At 34.0% G+C, this 16,408-nt stretch carries 16 protein-coding genes; 1 reads left to right on the top strand and 15 read right to left on the bottom strand.

Annotated features, from left to right (window positions below):
• Window positions 1-8 precede the first annotated feature (8 nt).
• From IV36_RS05640 to dapB, 3 genes are read right to left on the bottom strand one after another with little or no spacing between them, the layout of a single operon-like run.
• Entirely contained in the window at window positions 9-1,907 is a 1,899-nt protein-coding gene (locus IV36_RS05640; RefSeq protein ID WP_056991206.1) for an ABC-F family ATP-binding cassette domain-containing protein, read from the bottom strand.
• Between the two features lie 18 nt (window positions 1,908-1,925).
• On the bottom strand, window positions 1,926-3,134 hold the full coding sequence (locus tag IV36_RS05635; RefSeq protein ID WP_056991205.1) for a CCA tRNA nucleotidyltransferase: 1,209 nt from the start codon (window positions 3,132-3,134) through the stop codon (window positions 1,926-1,928).
• Window positions 3,131-3,919 (bottom strand): 4-hydroxy-tetrahydrodipicolinate reductase, encoded by a 789-nt coding sequence (gene dapB, locus IV36_RS05630; protein ID WP_056991204.1) that lies wholly within the window; start codon window positions 3,917-3,919, stop codon window positions 3,131-3,133. Before dapB ends, IV36_RS05635 begins: the two co-directional genes overlap by 4 nt.
• Window positions 3,920-4,089: 170 nt before the next feature.
• Between dapB and IV36_RS05625 the strand changes: the two genes are divergently transcribed.
• A complete protein-coding gene (locus IV36_RS05625) occupies window positions 4,090-4,977 on the top strand; it encodes a YitT family protein (RefSeq protein ID WP_056991203.1) in 888 nt (295 codons plus the stop codon).
• 725 nt (window positions 4,978-5,702) lie between these two features.
• Here the strand turns inward: IV36_RS05625 and IV36_RS05620 are convergent.
• The 12 genes from IV36_RS05620 to IV36_RS05565 all read right to left on the bottom strand — a co-directional run bounded on the left by IV36_RS05620 (window position 5,703) and on the right by IV36_RS05565 (window position 16,304).
• The gene (locus IV36_RS05620; protein WP_235810248.1) at window positions 5,703-6,428 is read right to left on the bottom strand and encodes an MFS transporter; all 726 of its coding nucleotides are present in this window, start codon (window positions 6,426-6,428) and stop codon (window positions 5,703-5,705) included.
• Between the two features lie 12 nt (window positions 6,429-6,440).
• Window positions 6,441-6,968: an MFS transporter gene (locus IV36_RS05615; RefSeq protein ID WP_056991202.1), complete on the bottom strand. Its 528-nt coding sequence runs from the start codon at window positions 6,966-6,968 to the stop codon at window positions 6,441-6,443.
• A 612-nt stretch (window positions 6,969-7,580) separates the two neighbouring features.
• Window positions 7,581-8,060, bottom strand: a complete 480-nt coding sequence (gene rpiB, locus IV36_RS05610; protein WP_056991201.1) for a ribose 5-phosphate isomerase B — start codon at window positions 8,058-8,060, stop codon at window positions 7,581-7,583.
• 17 nt (window positions 8,061-8,077) lie between these two features.
• Window positions 8,078-8,728 carry a ribulose-phosphate 3-epimerase gene (gene rpe / locus IV36_RS05605; protein ID WP_056991200.1) on the bottom strand — a complete coding sequence of 217 codons (651 nt, stop codon included), beginning with the start codon at window positions 8,726-8,728 and terminating at the stop codon, window positions 8,078-8,080.
• A 68-nt stretch (window positions 8,729-8,796) separates the two neighbouring features.
• Window positions 8,797-9,519 (bottom strand): transaldolase, encoded by a 723-nt coding sequence (locus IV36_RS05600; protein WP_056991199.1) that lies wholly within the window; start codon window positions 9,517-9,519, stop codon window positions 8,797-8,799.
• 15 nt (window positions 9,520-9,534) lie between these two features.
• Window positions 9,535-11,538, bottom strand: coding sequence for a transketolase (gene tkt / locus IV36_RS05595; RefSeq protein WP_056991198.1), 2,004 nt, complete (start codon window positions 11,536-11,538; stop codon window positions 9,535-9,537).
• 130 nt (window positions 11,539-11,668) lie between these two features.
• A complete protein-coding gene (alsE, locus tag IV36_RS05590) occupies window positions 11,669-12,385 on the bottom strand; it encodes a D-allulose 6-phosphate 3-epimerase (RefSeq protein WP_056991197.1) in 717 nt (238 codons plus the stop codon).
• Window positions 12,386-12,424: 39 nt separating this feature from the next.
• Window positions 12,425-13,537: a PTS fructose transporter subunit IIC gene (locus tag IV36_RS05585; protein WP_056991196.1), complete on the bottom strand. Its 1,113-nt coding sequence runs from the start codon at window positions 13,535-13,537 to the stop codon at window positions 12,425-12,427.
• A 32-nt stretch (window positions 13,538-13,569) separates the two neighbouring features.
• A complete protein-coding gene (locus tag IV36_RS05580; RefSeq protein ID WP_056991238.1) occupies window positions 13,570-13,887 on the bottom strand; it encodes a PTS fructose transporter subunit IIB in 318 nt (105 codons plus the stop codon).
• Between the two features lie 16 nt (window positions 13,888-13,903).
• Window positions 13,904-14,365, bottom strand: a complete 462-nt coding sequence (locus tag IV36_RS05575; protein ID WP_056991195.1) for a PTS sugar transporter subunit IIA — start codon at window positions 14,363-14,365, stop codon at window positions 13,904-13,906.
• Between the two features lie 2 nt (window positions 14,366-14,367).
• Window positions 14,368-14,811, bottom strand: a complete 444-nt coding sequence (locus IV36_RS05570; protein ID WP_056991194.1) for a PTS sugar transporter subunit IIA — start codon at window positions 14,809-14,811, stop codon at window positions 14,368-14,370.
• Window positions 14,811-16,304, bottom strand: a complete 1,494-nt coding sequence (locus IV36_RS05565; protein ID WP_056991193.1) for a BglG family transcription antiterminator — start codon at window positions 16,302-16,304, stop codon at window positions 14,811-14,813. The genes IV36_RS05570 and IV36_RS05565 overlap by 1 nt, the downstream gene beginning before the upstream one ends.
• Between the last annotated feature and the right edge of the window lie 104 nt (window positions 16,305-16,408).

Below are 16,408 nucleotides of genomic sequence, written 5' to 3'. Positions count from 1 at the left end.
TATTCAAATTATTGCTCAAATTGACTTAGGTATTCCCAACGTGCCATTTTTTCATCAATCAACTGATCATGTTCATCTATTTGCCGCTGTAAATCAGCTAATTCACCATAGTTGGTTCCATCCGTATTGTTCATTGTTTCAGTCAATTGTTCTTTTTCACTTTCTAAATTATCAATCAAATCTTCAATTTTTTCAAATTCAATTTTTTCAGCGTATGTTAATTTTTTCTTTTCTTTTTTAGCAGGGACAGCATTCTTTTCATCAAGTTGAACTTGTTCTTTGCGATTCGTGTTCTGCTGCTTCTCAAAGTCACTATGCTGACTTAGATAGTCTGTAAACTCACCCGTAAAACGCTCAATCACTCCGCTGCCTTTAAAAATTAATAGGTTTGTAGCAACTTTATCAAGAAAATACCGGTCATGAGAAACAGTAATCACAGTCCCATTAAAATTGCTTACATAGTCTTCCAAAACCGTCAATGTAGCGATATCCAAATCATTTGTTGGTTCATCTAATATCAAGACATTTGGTTCGCTCATCAATAGTTTCAGCAAATACAGTCTGCGTTTTTCACCGCCTGAAAGCTTTCGAATCAGTGTTCCGTGCATAAATCTTGGAAATAAAAACTGTTCTAGAAGCTGCGTTGTGCTTAATTGTACACCATGCTTATCAGTTACACTCTGGGCAACTTCGTTGAGATAACTAATCAACCGCTTATCCTCAGGAATCGGCTCAGTCTGCTGCCGATAATAAGCAATTCTAACTGTTTCCCCAATTTCTAGGAGACCTGCATCAAGTGGTAGATCTCCTGCTAATGCATTTAGAAGGCTTGATTTTCCTGCACCATTAGCCCCTGTAATTCCAATTCGATCTCCAGCTTGGACCAACAAACTAAAGTCTCGCATAATTACATGATTGGCAATCGACAATGATGCATTTTTCAATTCAATGACCTTCTTGCCAAGCCGCTGCTGTCCTAAGGAAATATTGACAGCGCCATCGTCTTTAGTTACTTTCAGATTTTCCTCAAGTTCATTAAAACTATTGATGCGGGCCTGTTGCTTAGTTGTACGCGCTTTTGCACCAGTTCTCATCCAAGCTAGTTCTTTTTTATATAATTGCTGCTGCTTATGTTCAAAGTCGGCTTCTCTTTGAACTCGTTGTGCCTTTTGTTCAACATAATCCTGGTAATTGCCTTGATATGGATAAAGACTTCCAAAGGATAATTCCAAAATTTGTGTAGCAATCTGATCCAAAAAATACCGATCATGCGTAACTACAAGTAGTGCTCCTTTGTAGCTCACTAGGTAATCTTGCAGCCAGTTAATCGAATCAAAATCAAGGTGGTTGGTTGGTTCATCCAGCACAAGCAAATCAGGTGCTTGAATCAAAACCTGTGCTAACCCGACACGTTTTTTCTGCCCACCTGAAAGAGTCTTAATTGCGACATCAAGTTGATTCAAATGAAGCTGACTAAGAATTGTTTTCACATCACTCTCAGCACTCCATGCGTCTTCGCGATTCATAGCCGCTTCGGCATTATCATATCGCCGCTGGGCCTTAGGATCATCCGGATTTTGACCATAAACAGTCAACGCATCTTCGTAGTCACGAATAGTTTTAAAAATCGGAGCAGCTCCTTCAAAGATTGCATCCATCACCGTTGCATTTTCATCCAATTCGGGAACTTGTTTCAAATAACTAATTCGATAATTATTCGGTGCAATCAATTCTCCGCTGTCTGCACTGTCTTCTCCTGTTAAAACATTTAGAAGCGATGTTTTCCCAGAACCATTAGTCCCAATCAGACCTATTCTGTCATGTTCGTTGATTAGGAAATTTAGGTTTTCAAAAAGTGTTTTTTCTCCGTAAGTCTTACTCAAATTTTCAACACGTAATGTCTGCATTTTCCCACTCTTTCGCTATCAATTATTCTTGATTTTTAGTGCTGCTTCTTCTAATGAAGGCAATTCATTTTTTAGTTCACCGCACACTACTTGTTTTTCAATCTCTGTTAAAACCTTGCCTAGCAATGGTCCAGGAGTAAACTGCAGATCCTTGATCAAATTTCCACCGTTAACAGCTAATTCTTTTTTATTTTTAATTGGCAAAGATTCATAATTACTCTGAATAGCTGCAATATCTCTTGCAAATCCTAGCATATTTGCAACCAAATTAGCCGTCTCAAATGCTGGCAATCCAAGTGTATACAAATTCCATGCATTAAATTGGTTAGTTTTGAGCAGTTCAAGCGCTGAAAAACAGCTTTGAACATTTGCTATCAACTCATTAGAACATTTCCATGCTTTTAATAGCTTTCTTATCTGCTTATGGTCATTCAGTGCCAGATAACAGAAAAGCGTCCAGGCCGCAACATCATCACTAAAATGTAATTGCTCAAGTGAAAGCATAGTCTTGAGTACTTGTTCCATTGTATTAAATAGTGGACAATAAACAAAAAGTCTCGTATCAAGGAATCCAACTATACCCTTTTTAGGATTCTTACCCAAAAGTAGCTTTGTCCATTCAACGTTAATTCTCTCAACTGCAATTTTCTCAAGTAAGTGTGCATTATTGGTAACTGCTTCCAATGTAGTTGTTTCAATTTCAAAATCAAGCTGACTCGCAAAGCGAACGGTTCGCATCATTCGCAAAGCATCTTCATGATACCTTTCATTAGGATTTCCAACAGCCTTTATTAGGCCTTTCTTCAAGTCCTCAAGCCCACCAAATAAGTCAATAATCTCGCCATTAAGGCTGAGCGCCAAAGCATTGATAGTTAAATCCCTGCGCTTAAGATCATCCTTAAGTGAACGAACAAATTGAACACTATCAGGTCTTCTGTAATCTTGATAGGTCGACTCAGTTCTGAAAGTAGTCACTTCATAACCATCGCCGTGGTCAAGGACTGTCACAGTTCCGTGTTCAATACCAGTATCCACCGTTTTTCTAAATATTTGCTTAATCTCAGCTGGATAGGCACTTGTAGCAATGTCAACATCATGCAATGGCAAACCTAATAAAGTATCACGAACACTGCCCCCCACAAAATAAGCTTCAAATCCAGCATTGCGAATTTTTTCAAGAATAATTCGAGCCTTTTGAAATTCAAGGGGTAACTTAATTAATTTCATAGGAGATTCTCAAGTCCTACAAGCAATTCATCATAGTCTCCTATCTTCTTCGCGGCTACTGCAACACCTGACATGAATGAGATACGATCAAATGAATCTTGTCTTATTGTTAAAGCTTCACCTTTTCCGCCAAATAATACCTGTTCATGTGCAACATAACCTGGCAAACGGACACTATGAATACGCATTCCTTCATAATCAGCTCCACGTGCCCCAATTAGGCTCTCTTTTTCTTCAGGATTACCTTGAATTTTTTGCTTACGAACTTCAGAAATTAATTTCGCAGTATTTAATGCTGTACCACTAGGTGCATCCAGCTTCTTATCGTGATGCATCTCGATTATTTCTACATCTGGAAAGTACTTAGCAGCTTGTTGTGCAAATTGCATCAAGAGAACGGCAGAAATTCCAAAATTTGGTGCAATTAATCCACCAACCTTATTTTTCTTTGCGATTTCTTTTAGTTCAGCGACTTGATCATTAGTCAGACCAGTTGTACCGATAACCGGTGAGATATTGTGTAAGAAAGCAAATTTAGCATTTTCAAACACTGAGGCAGGCGATGTGAAATCTATCCAAACATCAATTGAATTCACATCAATGTCTGCTAATTTAGTATAAGCTGGTACATCCTCATCTTTAAAATCGGATAATTCATTGAGATTATTTTCAGATGCATTTGGATCATATACACCAGTCAATTCAAAATCCGCATTCTCTAAAACCATTTTTGTAGTTGTGTTGCCCATACGTCCTTTAAATCCAGCTACTAAAATCTTAACCATATTTATCATCCTCTTCAATTTTGTTTATTCCTATTTATTCTAACAGATTGTTGCTTTGCCTGCATCTGCAAGAATAATGAAATTCTGCTTAACAAGTGCTCAGTGAAGAGCTATTTTGACAAAAATTATGTTATGCTCTTAAAAGATACTAAGTTCTTGGAGGGAAAAAGATGTATTCAACTGATTCAAAAGTTCGCTTGGTTGACTTTATTATGATTGCTTTTGGCTGTGGAATGTATGCTTTTGGTTTTGTGATGATCAACATCAGTAACAACTTGGCCGAAGGCGGTGTGACAGGTATTTCACTCATTACCCGCTACTGGCTGCATATTGATCCCGCTTTTTCAACACTTGCAATTAATATACCTTTAGTAGTCATCGGCTACAAATACCTAGGAAAAAAAGCACTTATTTATACGGTTTATGGCACTCTTTCACTTTCAGTCTTTATCTGGCTATGGCAAAGACTGCCATTTTCAATTAACATTCACCATGATTTGTTTATTGCCGGAATATTGGCTGGTGTGCTTGGCGGGATTGGCTCAGGAATTGTCTATCGGTTTGGCGGCACAACGGGCGGTGCAGATATTGTTGCACGGATTTTGGAGAAAAAACAAGGTGTTGCAATGGGACGAACCTTGTTAATACTTGACTGTATTGTTCTAACCGCTTCGTTGAGTTACGTTGATATCAGGAGAATGATGTACACCCTGCTAGCATCTTACGTCTTCTCAAAAATTGTCAACTTTACCCTTGAAGGTGCATATACAGCACGCGGTGTCATCATAATGAGCAATCAATATGAAAAGATTACGAAGGATATTATGGATGTTTTGGAACGTGGTGTGAGCCATTTACAAGCAACAGGTGCATATTCAAATGAAACAAGACAGGCAATATATTGTGTTGTCAGTCCAAGTGAATTGATGACCTTAAAACATATCGTCGCTAAATATGATGAAAAAGCATTTGTTTCTGTTCTAACAGTAAGCGAAGTTTTCGGCGAAGGTTTCAGCTACTCTGTGCCGAAAAAAAGAATTTTTAAATTAAAAAAATAAGAGCCTGATCATTATCAATTAGCTCTTAGGATTAATAATATAAGAAATATTTTAAGACTGGATCAAAGGTAAAACTTTGATTTGGTCTTTTATTTATCTACATAAACATGATTCACGAATCAAATTCTTTTTCTGACTTGTAAAGTATTTTTTTCTTAATTACAAATTATTCATATTCATTATTTACAACGAAAAATCTGCCATCTTAGTTGAAAATATAAAAAGTGAAAATAGGTAGTATCCCCAGAAAAAGATTGCATAAGTATAATCATTTTAAAGTCTTTGCCCATTTTTTCCACTCTTTAAAATACAATTTTTTATAAGAATGTCTCTAATAATTTAGTTACAGTAAAAAATACCTTGTTTCATTAAGCTAACATATTCAATGAAAAAGTATAAATTTTTAGATTGTGTAATAATAGACCAAGTACCAATTTCTTGGAGTATATATCTTATAAACTCCATCACCGGCTCAGAAAATCCGCACTTTAATTTTTACTTATTTAAAATAAAAGTGCAGTATGATTTTATATCTAAAATCAGTTTCCGACCATAGACCCAATTAAGTTACTTTCGTACCTACTCCAGATTTCTCATTCTTTCGTGAATAAGGTTTTCTCTATATTGTATAATTAATTTTTTATAACTAAATATTTCAAACACTTATTTACTGAAAATTGAGGGATTATTTGAAGTCATGTTTCTTAACATGTTTAGAAAAAACTTTATCTTACACTTTTAACGAACAAAATAGTTATGCCTCCTAGAGCTGCAAATACAAAAGCACCAATAAATACCGCTGGATATCCACTTATCGGAATAAGAATTGCTGCAAGAATTGGGGCAATCGCTTGGGGTAATGAATTTGCAAGATTATAAACTCCCAAGAAAAAAGCCACACGCTGTTTGTCTGGTAATACTATTAAATTTAAACTATTATCTAACGAGTTCCATAATCCCATTCCAAAACCTGCAAATACGGCATAAAGTATTAGACCAATTTCATTTTGAAGTATGATAATACTCAAAGCTCCAAGGCCAACAAAAACAGCAGAAAATGCCACTGGTAACTTTACTAATCTAAATTTATCAGAAATAGGACCTGCAAAAAGTCCTAGAACTAAGGCAAAAATAAACATTATCATATTAATAAGTTGAATTGACGACGACGCGTCTCTAGTTCCTTGATGGAAAAAGTCTTCTAAAATATATAAAAGATATGAACCAATTAAAAAGTTACCAATACCCAAGAACATTTTACCTATGAGTGTTAAATAATAATTTCTTCCCTTTTCCCAACTAGGAAAAATATTCATAATAAATTCTTTAAAGCCTACTTTATTTTTACTTGTATTTATGCTTCTTTGATTAACATTAGAAGGTTCTCTGACTAATAAGCATGCAATCAAAGAACCTATAAAACAAATTAGTCCGAATACTATAAATCCCAATTTAAGATGTGCTTAAAAAAGTGCCCCAATAACTGAAAAGCCATTATTACCAAAGGCCATTCCGACACCACCATATGCACTAGAAGCAGTACTTTGATATTTTTTTTCAGCGAAATCTATCCATGCAACCATTGGTGCCACAATAAATTGTAACGCAACTGCTGTTACCATCCACATCACAAACAGCCATAAGACGCTAGTAGATGCTGAAGCTAAAAACATCCCAATTGCAAATACCGTAGAACCTCCAAGAATCCATGGCGTCCTTGCACCAAAGTGACTCCTAGTACGATCAGATAAATATCCAGCAACCATATTAGATATTGCACATAAAATCATCGCACATGTGGAAAAAAGAGCTACTAAATTCACTTTATTTGTACCGTCTAATTTTTGTAACATTGCAGGAATAAAAATTGAATTAGCTACAATATAGGCACCAAGCCATGTTGCAGGCCCTATAGCAAGAGCAGGCAATAAGCGTATCAAAGGTATTACTACCTTATCATTTTTCTCTAAAGTCTTATTTCCATTTTGCATTTTTTACCACCCTTTCTTAAAAAAAATAATTTAATATTCGTACAGTATATATAAGAAGATAAAAAATCATACACTAAAAGTAGTTTATATTTTGACACTAATCTTTTATTTGGCTAAATAATGGTTTCTGAATGCACGTTCTGAAAGCGCTTCTTTAAACGTTTTTAATTTAATACTAATTTTGTTTTATGTCAAGCATTTATTTACTAAACAAAACTAAACTAGATATATATGTTCCTTTATATATATACTTGTATCTACAACATTTTTTAGTATGTCTTACAATCATTCGGAGGAGCTTATAGCAAACTTACTAAAGCTGAATTTCATTAATTAAGATAATTATTATGATTAAGTATATATTTAAATATCAATTCAAAATTTATTAACTCACTTTGAGAGCAAAAGCACTTAATTTGCAGAAACTACAAATCAAAATAAAAAATGAGATGAATATCCAAATTCATCTCATTTTTTATTTAAGAGATCTGTTTTTCTAATAATTTTTATCTACACACAAACTATTAATTTAGCCTCTATTTAACCCGTAGTAAAAGAATTTATTCACTGTAACTTCAGAATTAGATAATCTAAGAAATATAAATCATATATTTATCTGTTTCCTGAAATTCTTTCAAACTTTTCTACATCTCTCTCATCAAGAGCAGAAATCTCATCAATCCTTCTTTGATGTCTTCCGCTTTCAAAGTCAGTTTGTAACCATTTATTAACAATTTCTTTTGCCTGTGTTATATTTAGCATTCTGGCACCTAGTGCTAAAACATTCGCATTATTGTGCTTTTTTGAATATTCCGCTCCATATAAGTTAGTTACGCAGGCTGCTCGAACTCCTGGTATTTTATTAGCAGCAATTGATATTCCAATACCAGTCCCACAAATTACAATACCCAGATCGGCCTCGGCATTGGCCACAATTTCACCAACCTTCTTGCCATAAATTGGATAATCAGTACTTTCTTTTGAAAAAGTTCCTAAATCTATCACTTGATATTCAAGACTTTTGACGTAGGGAATTAATTCTTCCTTTAATGAAAAGCCTGCATGATCCGAACCAAAAACAATTTTTTTCAAAATACAACCCCCCTTTGTTAGACTAGTTGTCTTAAATTATTAATTTGTTCTGAAATACTTTCTCCAGAAAATACGTATGAACCCGCAACTAATATATTTGCTCCCGCGTCTAAACATAACCTGCCGGTTTTAACATTAATTCCCCCATCCACCTCAATATCAAACTTATAATTGAAGTGTTTCTTCAATTTGTTGAGTTCTTTAATTTTGCCAACCATTTCAAAAATAAATTTTTGGCCTCCAAAGCCTGGATTAACCGTCATTATTAAGACTTGATCAACTAGTGGAAATAGCCATGCTATAGATTGAAGAGTTGTTCCTGGATTAACTGCAATACCAACTTTTTTCCCTGTCTCTTTAATTTGTTGCAATACCCGATGAATATGAGGTGTACTCTCTACATGAATTGTTATTAAATCCGCACCGCTTTTTTCAAAATGATCTACCCACTTTTCAGGATTTTCGACCATTAGATGACAATCCAAGAAAAAACTTGTTGTCTCATTTAACCGTTTAACAAATTCTGGTGTAAAAGCTAAATTTGGTACAAAGTTACCATCCATAATATCAATATGGACCCGTTCAATTCGATCTTGCGATAACTTATTTAAATCATGTTTTACATTCATTAAATTAGCACTTAATAGCGATGGTTCGATAATCAAAATTTTTCATCCCTTCCTGACCAAAAAAGCCTAAATAGTAAAATTTAACTATTTAGACTAATTCAAATTTATTAAAGAATCTTTAAACCTGAAGCCTTAATATCTTTTTCAAATCCCAAAACTGTATCAAGTGATACTTTTTCTGCTGACTTGCCAACACTACTTAACTTCTTAATTATTGTTGGTGGTACAGTAATGATATCAACACCCAGTTCTTGTGCTTGGAAGATATTTAATACCTCACGTGTACTTGCCCATAATAGTTGTGCTTCTGGATGATCTTTTGTTATAGCTACACTCTCTTTAACAAATTCTGTAGGATCTGCTCCGGTATCAGCCAAACGACCAACAAAAATTGAAACAATGTTCTCCGTTCCTGCTGAAAATGATGCTACTGCAGTCTTAACTTGATCGATTGTTGCAATTGCAGTTACATTAATAGAAACTCCTTTTTCAGACAAATATTTAATAATTGGTGCTGTACTTTTTCCTTCAGTTGTAATACTAGGAATCTTTACATAAACATTTTCTCCTAAAGCATGCAATAATTCAGCTTCTTTCAACATTGTATCGTGATCATTGCTAAATACTTCAAAAGAGATCGAATAATCAGGAAATTCCTTGACAACTTCTTTTGCAAAAGTTAGATAGTTCTTGACACCAGCTTGTTTCATCAAAGAAGGGTTCGTTGTGAAACCAGTAATAAAATCATTCTCAGCAACATCACGCATATCTTTAATATCTGCTCCATCAGAATAAACTTCGATCTTAAAATTTAATTTATCATTTACCATTTATAAAGCCTCCATTTATTTAATAAATGCTTTCTTATACTGTGTAACAATATTTTCAACATTAAAACCATAGTGTTTAGTAATTAATGGGCCATTACCACTAGCTCCAAATTTATCAATTCCAATTGCTACTCCATCTCTACCAACATAACGTTCCCAACCTAATGTGGCTCCCATTTCAATTGACATTCTATTTGAAACACTATTTGGCAAAATTTTTTCTTTGTACTCACTCCCCTGTGCTTCAAATAACTCAAACGAAGGCATTGAAACCACAGAAACATCAATTCCATCACTCAACAATTGCTTTTGAGCTTCTTGAGCAAGACTCACCTCGGATCCAGTTGCAATTAAAATTCCATCAGGTACATCCTTTTGTGCTGGTAATAAAACATATGCTCCATGCTTTACACCCTCATCGGCTAATTTGTCTGTCTTAGGAAGTACAGGTAATCCTTGACGAGTCAAAACCAAAACTGTAGGTATTCTATCAGCATTTAAGGCAATTCTCCACGCAGCAATTACTTCATTAGCATCAGCAGGACGGATAACATTTACATTTGGCATAGCTCTCAAACTCATTAATTGCTCAATTGGTTCATGAGTTGGTCCATCTTCACCTACAGCAATTGAGTCATGAGTGAAGACATAAGTTACTGGTAAATGCTGTAACGCAGACAATCTCAAAGCGCCTCGTAAATAATCAGAAAATACAAAGAATGTGCTGCCATAAGTTCGCGTACCACCATGCAAAGCGATTCCGTTAATTGCAGCAGCCTGACCAAATTCACGCACACCAAACCAAATATTTCGCTCCTTAGGATTACTTGGTTCAAACGCTTTTGTATCTGCAGCATTTGTTTTGTTTGATGAGAAGAGATCCGCAGATCCTCCCCAGAAAGTAGGATTGAACTTAGAAATCGCCGAGATTACTTTATGACCAGTGATTCTACTTGCTTCTGCAGAACTTCCTTCATGATAATCCGCAACTTCCTTTATCCAGTTGAAGTCGACCTTATTTGTTAGACCATCTTTAAATTGATATGCCAGACTAGGATACTTATCCTCGTAATCCTTGAGCCTTTCTTCCCAGTTCTCATAAGATTTCTTCCCAGTTTCATTTATTAATTTATGGAATCGCTCATAAACTTCATCCGGGATTTCAAAAGGCTGATAATTCCAATCATAGGACTTACGCGTAATTGCAACATTTTCTTTTCCTAATGGTGCTCCATGTACTTTGTTTGTTCCTTGATCAGGCGAACCATATCCTATTACTGTTTTTACTTCAATAATTGTTGGCCTTTGAATATCTTTCTTAGCCATTTTTAAAGCGCTATCAATTTCTTTTAAATTATTTCCATCTTCTACACGAATATATTCCCAACCATATCCTTCAAATCTTTTTTTCGCATTATCATCAAAAGACATTTTGGTGGGACCATCTAATGAAATATCATTTGAGTCATAAAGCACAATTAATTTGCCAAGTTTCAAATGACCAGCTAAACTAGCCGCTTCATGAGAAATTCCCTCCATTAAATCTCCATCTCCCACTAAACTGTAAGTATAATGGTCAACTATTTCTTTATCTGGTTTATTGTAAATAGCTGCAAGATGTTTCTCAGCCATTGCCATACCAACTGCCATACCTAGGCCTTGCCCAAGTGGCCCAGTCGTCGCTTCAACCCCATCAGTTTTACCAAATTCAGGATGACCAGGTGTCAAACTATCCTCTTGACGAAATTGTTTTAAATCATTTAAAGAAACTTGGTACCCTGCCAAATGCAACAAACTGTACAACATCGCAGATCCATGACCTGCTGATAAAACAAAACGATCACGATCAAACCATTTAGACTTCTTGGGATAAATCTTCAAATGTCGTGACCACAAAACGTACGCCATTGGTGCAGCACCCATTGGCAAACCCGGATGACCAGAATTTGCTTTTTCAATTGTATCAATGCTCAACATACGAATTGCATTTACACACAATTTATCTTGTTCATCAAACATTTTGTTACCTCCTCAACTTATAATTCCCCTAAAAAAGGGCTTTCATGAATTATAATAAACCTCGCATCAAAAAAGTCAACCTTTTATTTTTTTGGGACGTACCAATTATTTTAGGATTTTAAAATCTTCATTAATTATTTTTTACGTATATTCCATTATTAAATTTGTAACCAGTACTTTTTTCATATTCTTCAACCATCTGACCCCAAGAACTCTCAATGTTTTCAGTCAAGCCAAACAAACCGCTGCGTCCAATAACATAAATATCTGGGTTTACATCAGACATTAATTTCCAATGTTTTATATTAGTAGAGCCATCAATTTCAAGTTCATACGTATAACCATTTTCTTCACGTAATTTTCTAAGTTTACTAACCTTATTCAAACAGTTTTTTAAGAATCGTTGACCTGCATACCCTGGATCTACTGTCATAATTGTTATCTTATCAATCAGATCAATATAGCTTTGAATAGCACTTATTGGCGTTTCTGGATTCAAAACTACACCTGCTTTTAATCCTGCATCGTGTATTTCATCAATTAATCGAAAAGCAACACCATTAATAACTTCTGCAGGCATACATATAAATTCACATTTTATGTCTATCAACTTTTCGACCCAAAAACTTGCATCTGTTACCATCAAATGCGCTGATAAAGGCACATCTGAAACTTTTCTAACCTGTTCAATAAACCAAGGTGATAAAGTAATATTAGGAACAAAATGTCCATCCATTATGTCTATATGGTATGAGTTAACATTATCATTTAAAAATTCAATTTCCTCTTTAAACTTATCTAAATTCATCGTCATTAATGACGGTGATAATTCAATTTTATGTTTCATTTTTGTAAGTTCCTTTCTCAATATTTTAAAATTGTTTATTTACATAACCTGAATGTCGTCTAAACTAATATCTTCTTCCTCTTTTTGTCTATTAATTTTTTCGTCATCAATTGAGATATTTTTCTTTATCAAAGCATACACAACGCCTGTCACTAACACATTAGCTGAAATAGCCAGTAGGCCAACCCACCAATTTTTTCCCATAGTTGGCAACATCAAAAATCCTCCGAAAGGTACTGTTGCTCCTTCGCCATGTGCAAGTGACATCAAAATTGCACCTTCACACATTCCTCCAAGTCCGGCAGCAACAACTCCTCGAACAATATCATTCATAACAATTGGAATTGAGCCCTCAACGATGTTAACAACCCCCATTGGAACCGTAGATTTTAACGTTTCAATTTCTTCATGCGTATAAATATTTTTATGAAGCATTCTAGCAATTAAAAAAGCAAGACCAAAACCTATTGGAGTAGCTGTGTTAGTTAGCTGTAAAGCTGTAACTGGACCATTAATTCCTTGTGCCTGTAATGTCAACGCAAAGGCAAAAGCAGTTTTATTAATTGGTCCTCCAAAATCGACAATGCTGAGAATACCCAAGACAGCTCCAAATATTAAATTAGATGTTCCATTTAACCCCTTTAATAATGCAGTTAGCCAAGCCGTGAACCATGAAACAGGTGTCCCAATGATATATACCATAATCAATCCACTGGCTATACAAGCTAGGAAGGGAACAATTAATGTTGGCATTAATCCTTTAGCCCAATCAGGAACCTTCACATATTTTAGAACAGCAAAAGCTATCCATCCAGCTATATAACCACCAATAATACCACCTATAAACCCAGCACTAATTGAATTAGCAGCTAGTCCAACAACGAATCCAGGAGCAATACCAGGTTTACCAGCAATCGAAAAAGCAATTCCTGTAGCAATAATAACCGGTAACATTCCTAATGTTTGCCCACCTATCGTGGCTAGAGCTTGAAAAAAATCAAATTTTCCAATTATTAATGTTGTTTGACTTTTTCCTCCAAAAGCCATACCAATCGCAATAACAAACCCTGCTCCACAAACAATTGGAATTAAATAGGAAATAGCTGTCAGTAAATGGCCTTTAAAATTAGCTTTTTTTAAAAATTCTTTCATTACTAATAATTCCTCCTTAAATTTGCAATCAATTAATTTTCCTTTTCAACAATTTCGTGTAATTTTTCAACTAATTTGTTTGGTGATTTAATTGCGGTCTCGGTTGAAACCTTAACTACTTTTTTTCCTTTAAAACGTTCTTCTCCTGATATTTTGACATCCACGGCCAAAATGATAATATCTGCTTCTTGAATTTCTTCTTTTGTTAATTTATTTTCTGTCCCTATTGTTCCTTGAGTTTCAATTTTTACCTCATCACCAACTTTTTTTGCAGCATCCTCAATTTTTTGCTGTGCTAAATAAGTATGCGCAATCCCAACTGTGCACGCTGAAATCCCAACAATTTTCATATTAAATCCCTCCTTTTTATTTTTTAAACGCGTTAATAACATCATCGATTGACTTTGCCTTCAATAAATAATCAATCACCTCCTTTTTTCCTAATTTTCGAGCAAAAACTGATAACATTTTTAAATGCTCTTTTGCACCTTCACTGTTTTCCCCAATATCAAACAAAACAACTACCTTTGCGCCCGTATCATCTAAAGAGTCCCATTCAATCTCGTGATCAAGAATTGCAATTGCTACCCCATTCCTTTTTACTGTGTTACTTTTACCATGCGGAATAGCTACATGATTGCCAATCCCAGTGACTCCTTCTTTTTCTCTTTCATAAACTGCTCCTATAAATTCTTTGATTGAATCTATATATCCTTCTTCATAAAATCTTTCTGCAATTACTTTAATTACCTCTTCCTTGGTATTTACTTTCAAGTCGACGATAATTGTCTTCTTATCTAAAAAATTCTCTAATGATTTTTCTTGCATAACTAATCTCCTTCATCCCATAATAACTTTCTTATTTCATCTTTTTTCCCACGACAAAATAACTGCATTACATTATTTTTTGATAAATGAATATAAAAATTCTTTAAAGCTTGCAAGTCATTCAAGCTACATTTTTCAGGAATTAATGTAAATATAAATCTATCAATACTTTTATCGTTTTCTGTCCAATCTGTTACAAATTCCCCCTCCTTTAACTTGATAAATAATAAAATCGTTTGTCTTATCGCTCCGCTTTTCGCATGTGGAGCAGCTAAATTGTGCGCAATAATTGTACTATTTAGGCTTTCACGATAATTTATTGCTTTTGCTACCTCGTCACAACTATAAATTAAATTCTTCTTTAACAAATAATCGACAACATCATTAATCAGTTCCTTTTTTTTTGTATTTATAAAAGTAGGTTCCCATAAAATAATTTTTTTCATCAAATCATCATTTCCTTACGAATGCTATCGACTTTTTTTTCAAGAAGTCTCTGATCTTCCATTGTAAACATGGCACTTACAACCAAAATTGGTACTGGAGAAACATTTTCTATATTGATGGTTGAAACAACTAAATTAACCTCAGGATTACTATCTAGGACATCATTTAAATCATGGCTTGCTACCAGATTTACAATATTTAGCTCAGAAAATCTTTTTTTTATTTTTGCTTTTAATAATTGTGCAGTTCCAAAACCAGTCGTACAAACTATTAAAATATTAATTGGTGGTCGCAAGTTTTCCAAAGATTGTGCAAAATATACTGTTAAAAATCCAACTTCCTCGTCATTAATTTTTTTCAAATGGAATTCGTTACTCACATTCAGCGTTGCTCTTTTCACAGTTCTAAACAATTCGGGATACTCTAAAATTATTTGCTCTAATAAACTATTTTTTACTTTTATATTATTTTCCAATCTTTTTAACATTGGTTTTATATGATTTGCTAGGTTAATAAATAAACTTTTGCCTTTCAAATTCTGGTATTTAGGGTTCCTAGAGACTTCCTTCATCAAAAATAAGGTAACATGTTTCAACTTATCTGATATTTCTTTAATATCTACCTGTTCATCAAGTACTCTTGATGAACTTAAATATTGGTAGAGATAATATGTTTCTACACAAGGAAGCTTAAAATTTAAATAAATATTTAAATTGTCAATTATCTTTTTACAAATGGATAGAAAATGAGGATCCCTTTCTACACCTTTCCCCTCACTAGGTTTTAACTTGTAATCATCACTTATTAATGAACCAGCATTATGATATCTCTCGATTAGTATATATATATGAGAAAATAAATTAACATTATAAGGATATGGAATTTCAGTCTTCATAGAGTTTTCAATTAGATTTATTTGTCTTGTTACAAAAGATGCATCTTGTTTTTGTATCTGCTGATTAGTTTGAAGAAAGTAATTAACACTTGTAACATCATCCGTGACTAATAAATCTGTTATTGTTTTGCGAATATTTACCTCTTCACCCTCAATCCAAATATAACCATTACTTCTTTTTAATTTTAAGTGATATCTGAGTAACATTCTTCTTAAGATCCTTAAATCTACTGACACTAAAGATTCACTAATATAAAATCTTCCAAATACACTATTTATATTTTGTTTTTGGGGTGACGAAATTAATAATTGTTTAACAATTTCATTTCGACGCTCAACAGATGTTAGTTCATTAGAATTATTATTTTCAATAATTCCTTCTTTACTCATATAGTTCTGATAATTTAATCGGTACCCTTTCCCCCTTTTTGATTCAATAATCGGACTATCCATACTTTTTTCATTAATCTTTTTTATAGTACGAGAAATAGTCTTAGTAGAGACTCCTAAATAAGCCGACAATTCAAATCCCGAAATAAATCCACGATGATTCAAAAAATATTTAATTAATGTTTTTTTGTTATATTCAGTTATCATTGTCATGCTCCTCTCCACAGTTATTATGATAACCCCACCATTTGGATAGCGCTTACATAAATATGTTCCTTATTAAAGGACAAAAATTATAAAATACTTAATAA

This window comes from Liquorilactobacillus mali, from assembly GCF_001437155.1.
GTDB classification, from domain to species: domain Bacteria; phylum Bacillota; class Bacilli; order Lactobacillales; family Lactobacillaceae; genus Liquorilactobacillus; species Liquorilactobacillus mali_A.
Note: the sequence above shows the minus strand (reverse complement) of the source record. Positions and strands in the feature narration are given on the sequence as shown.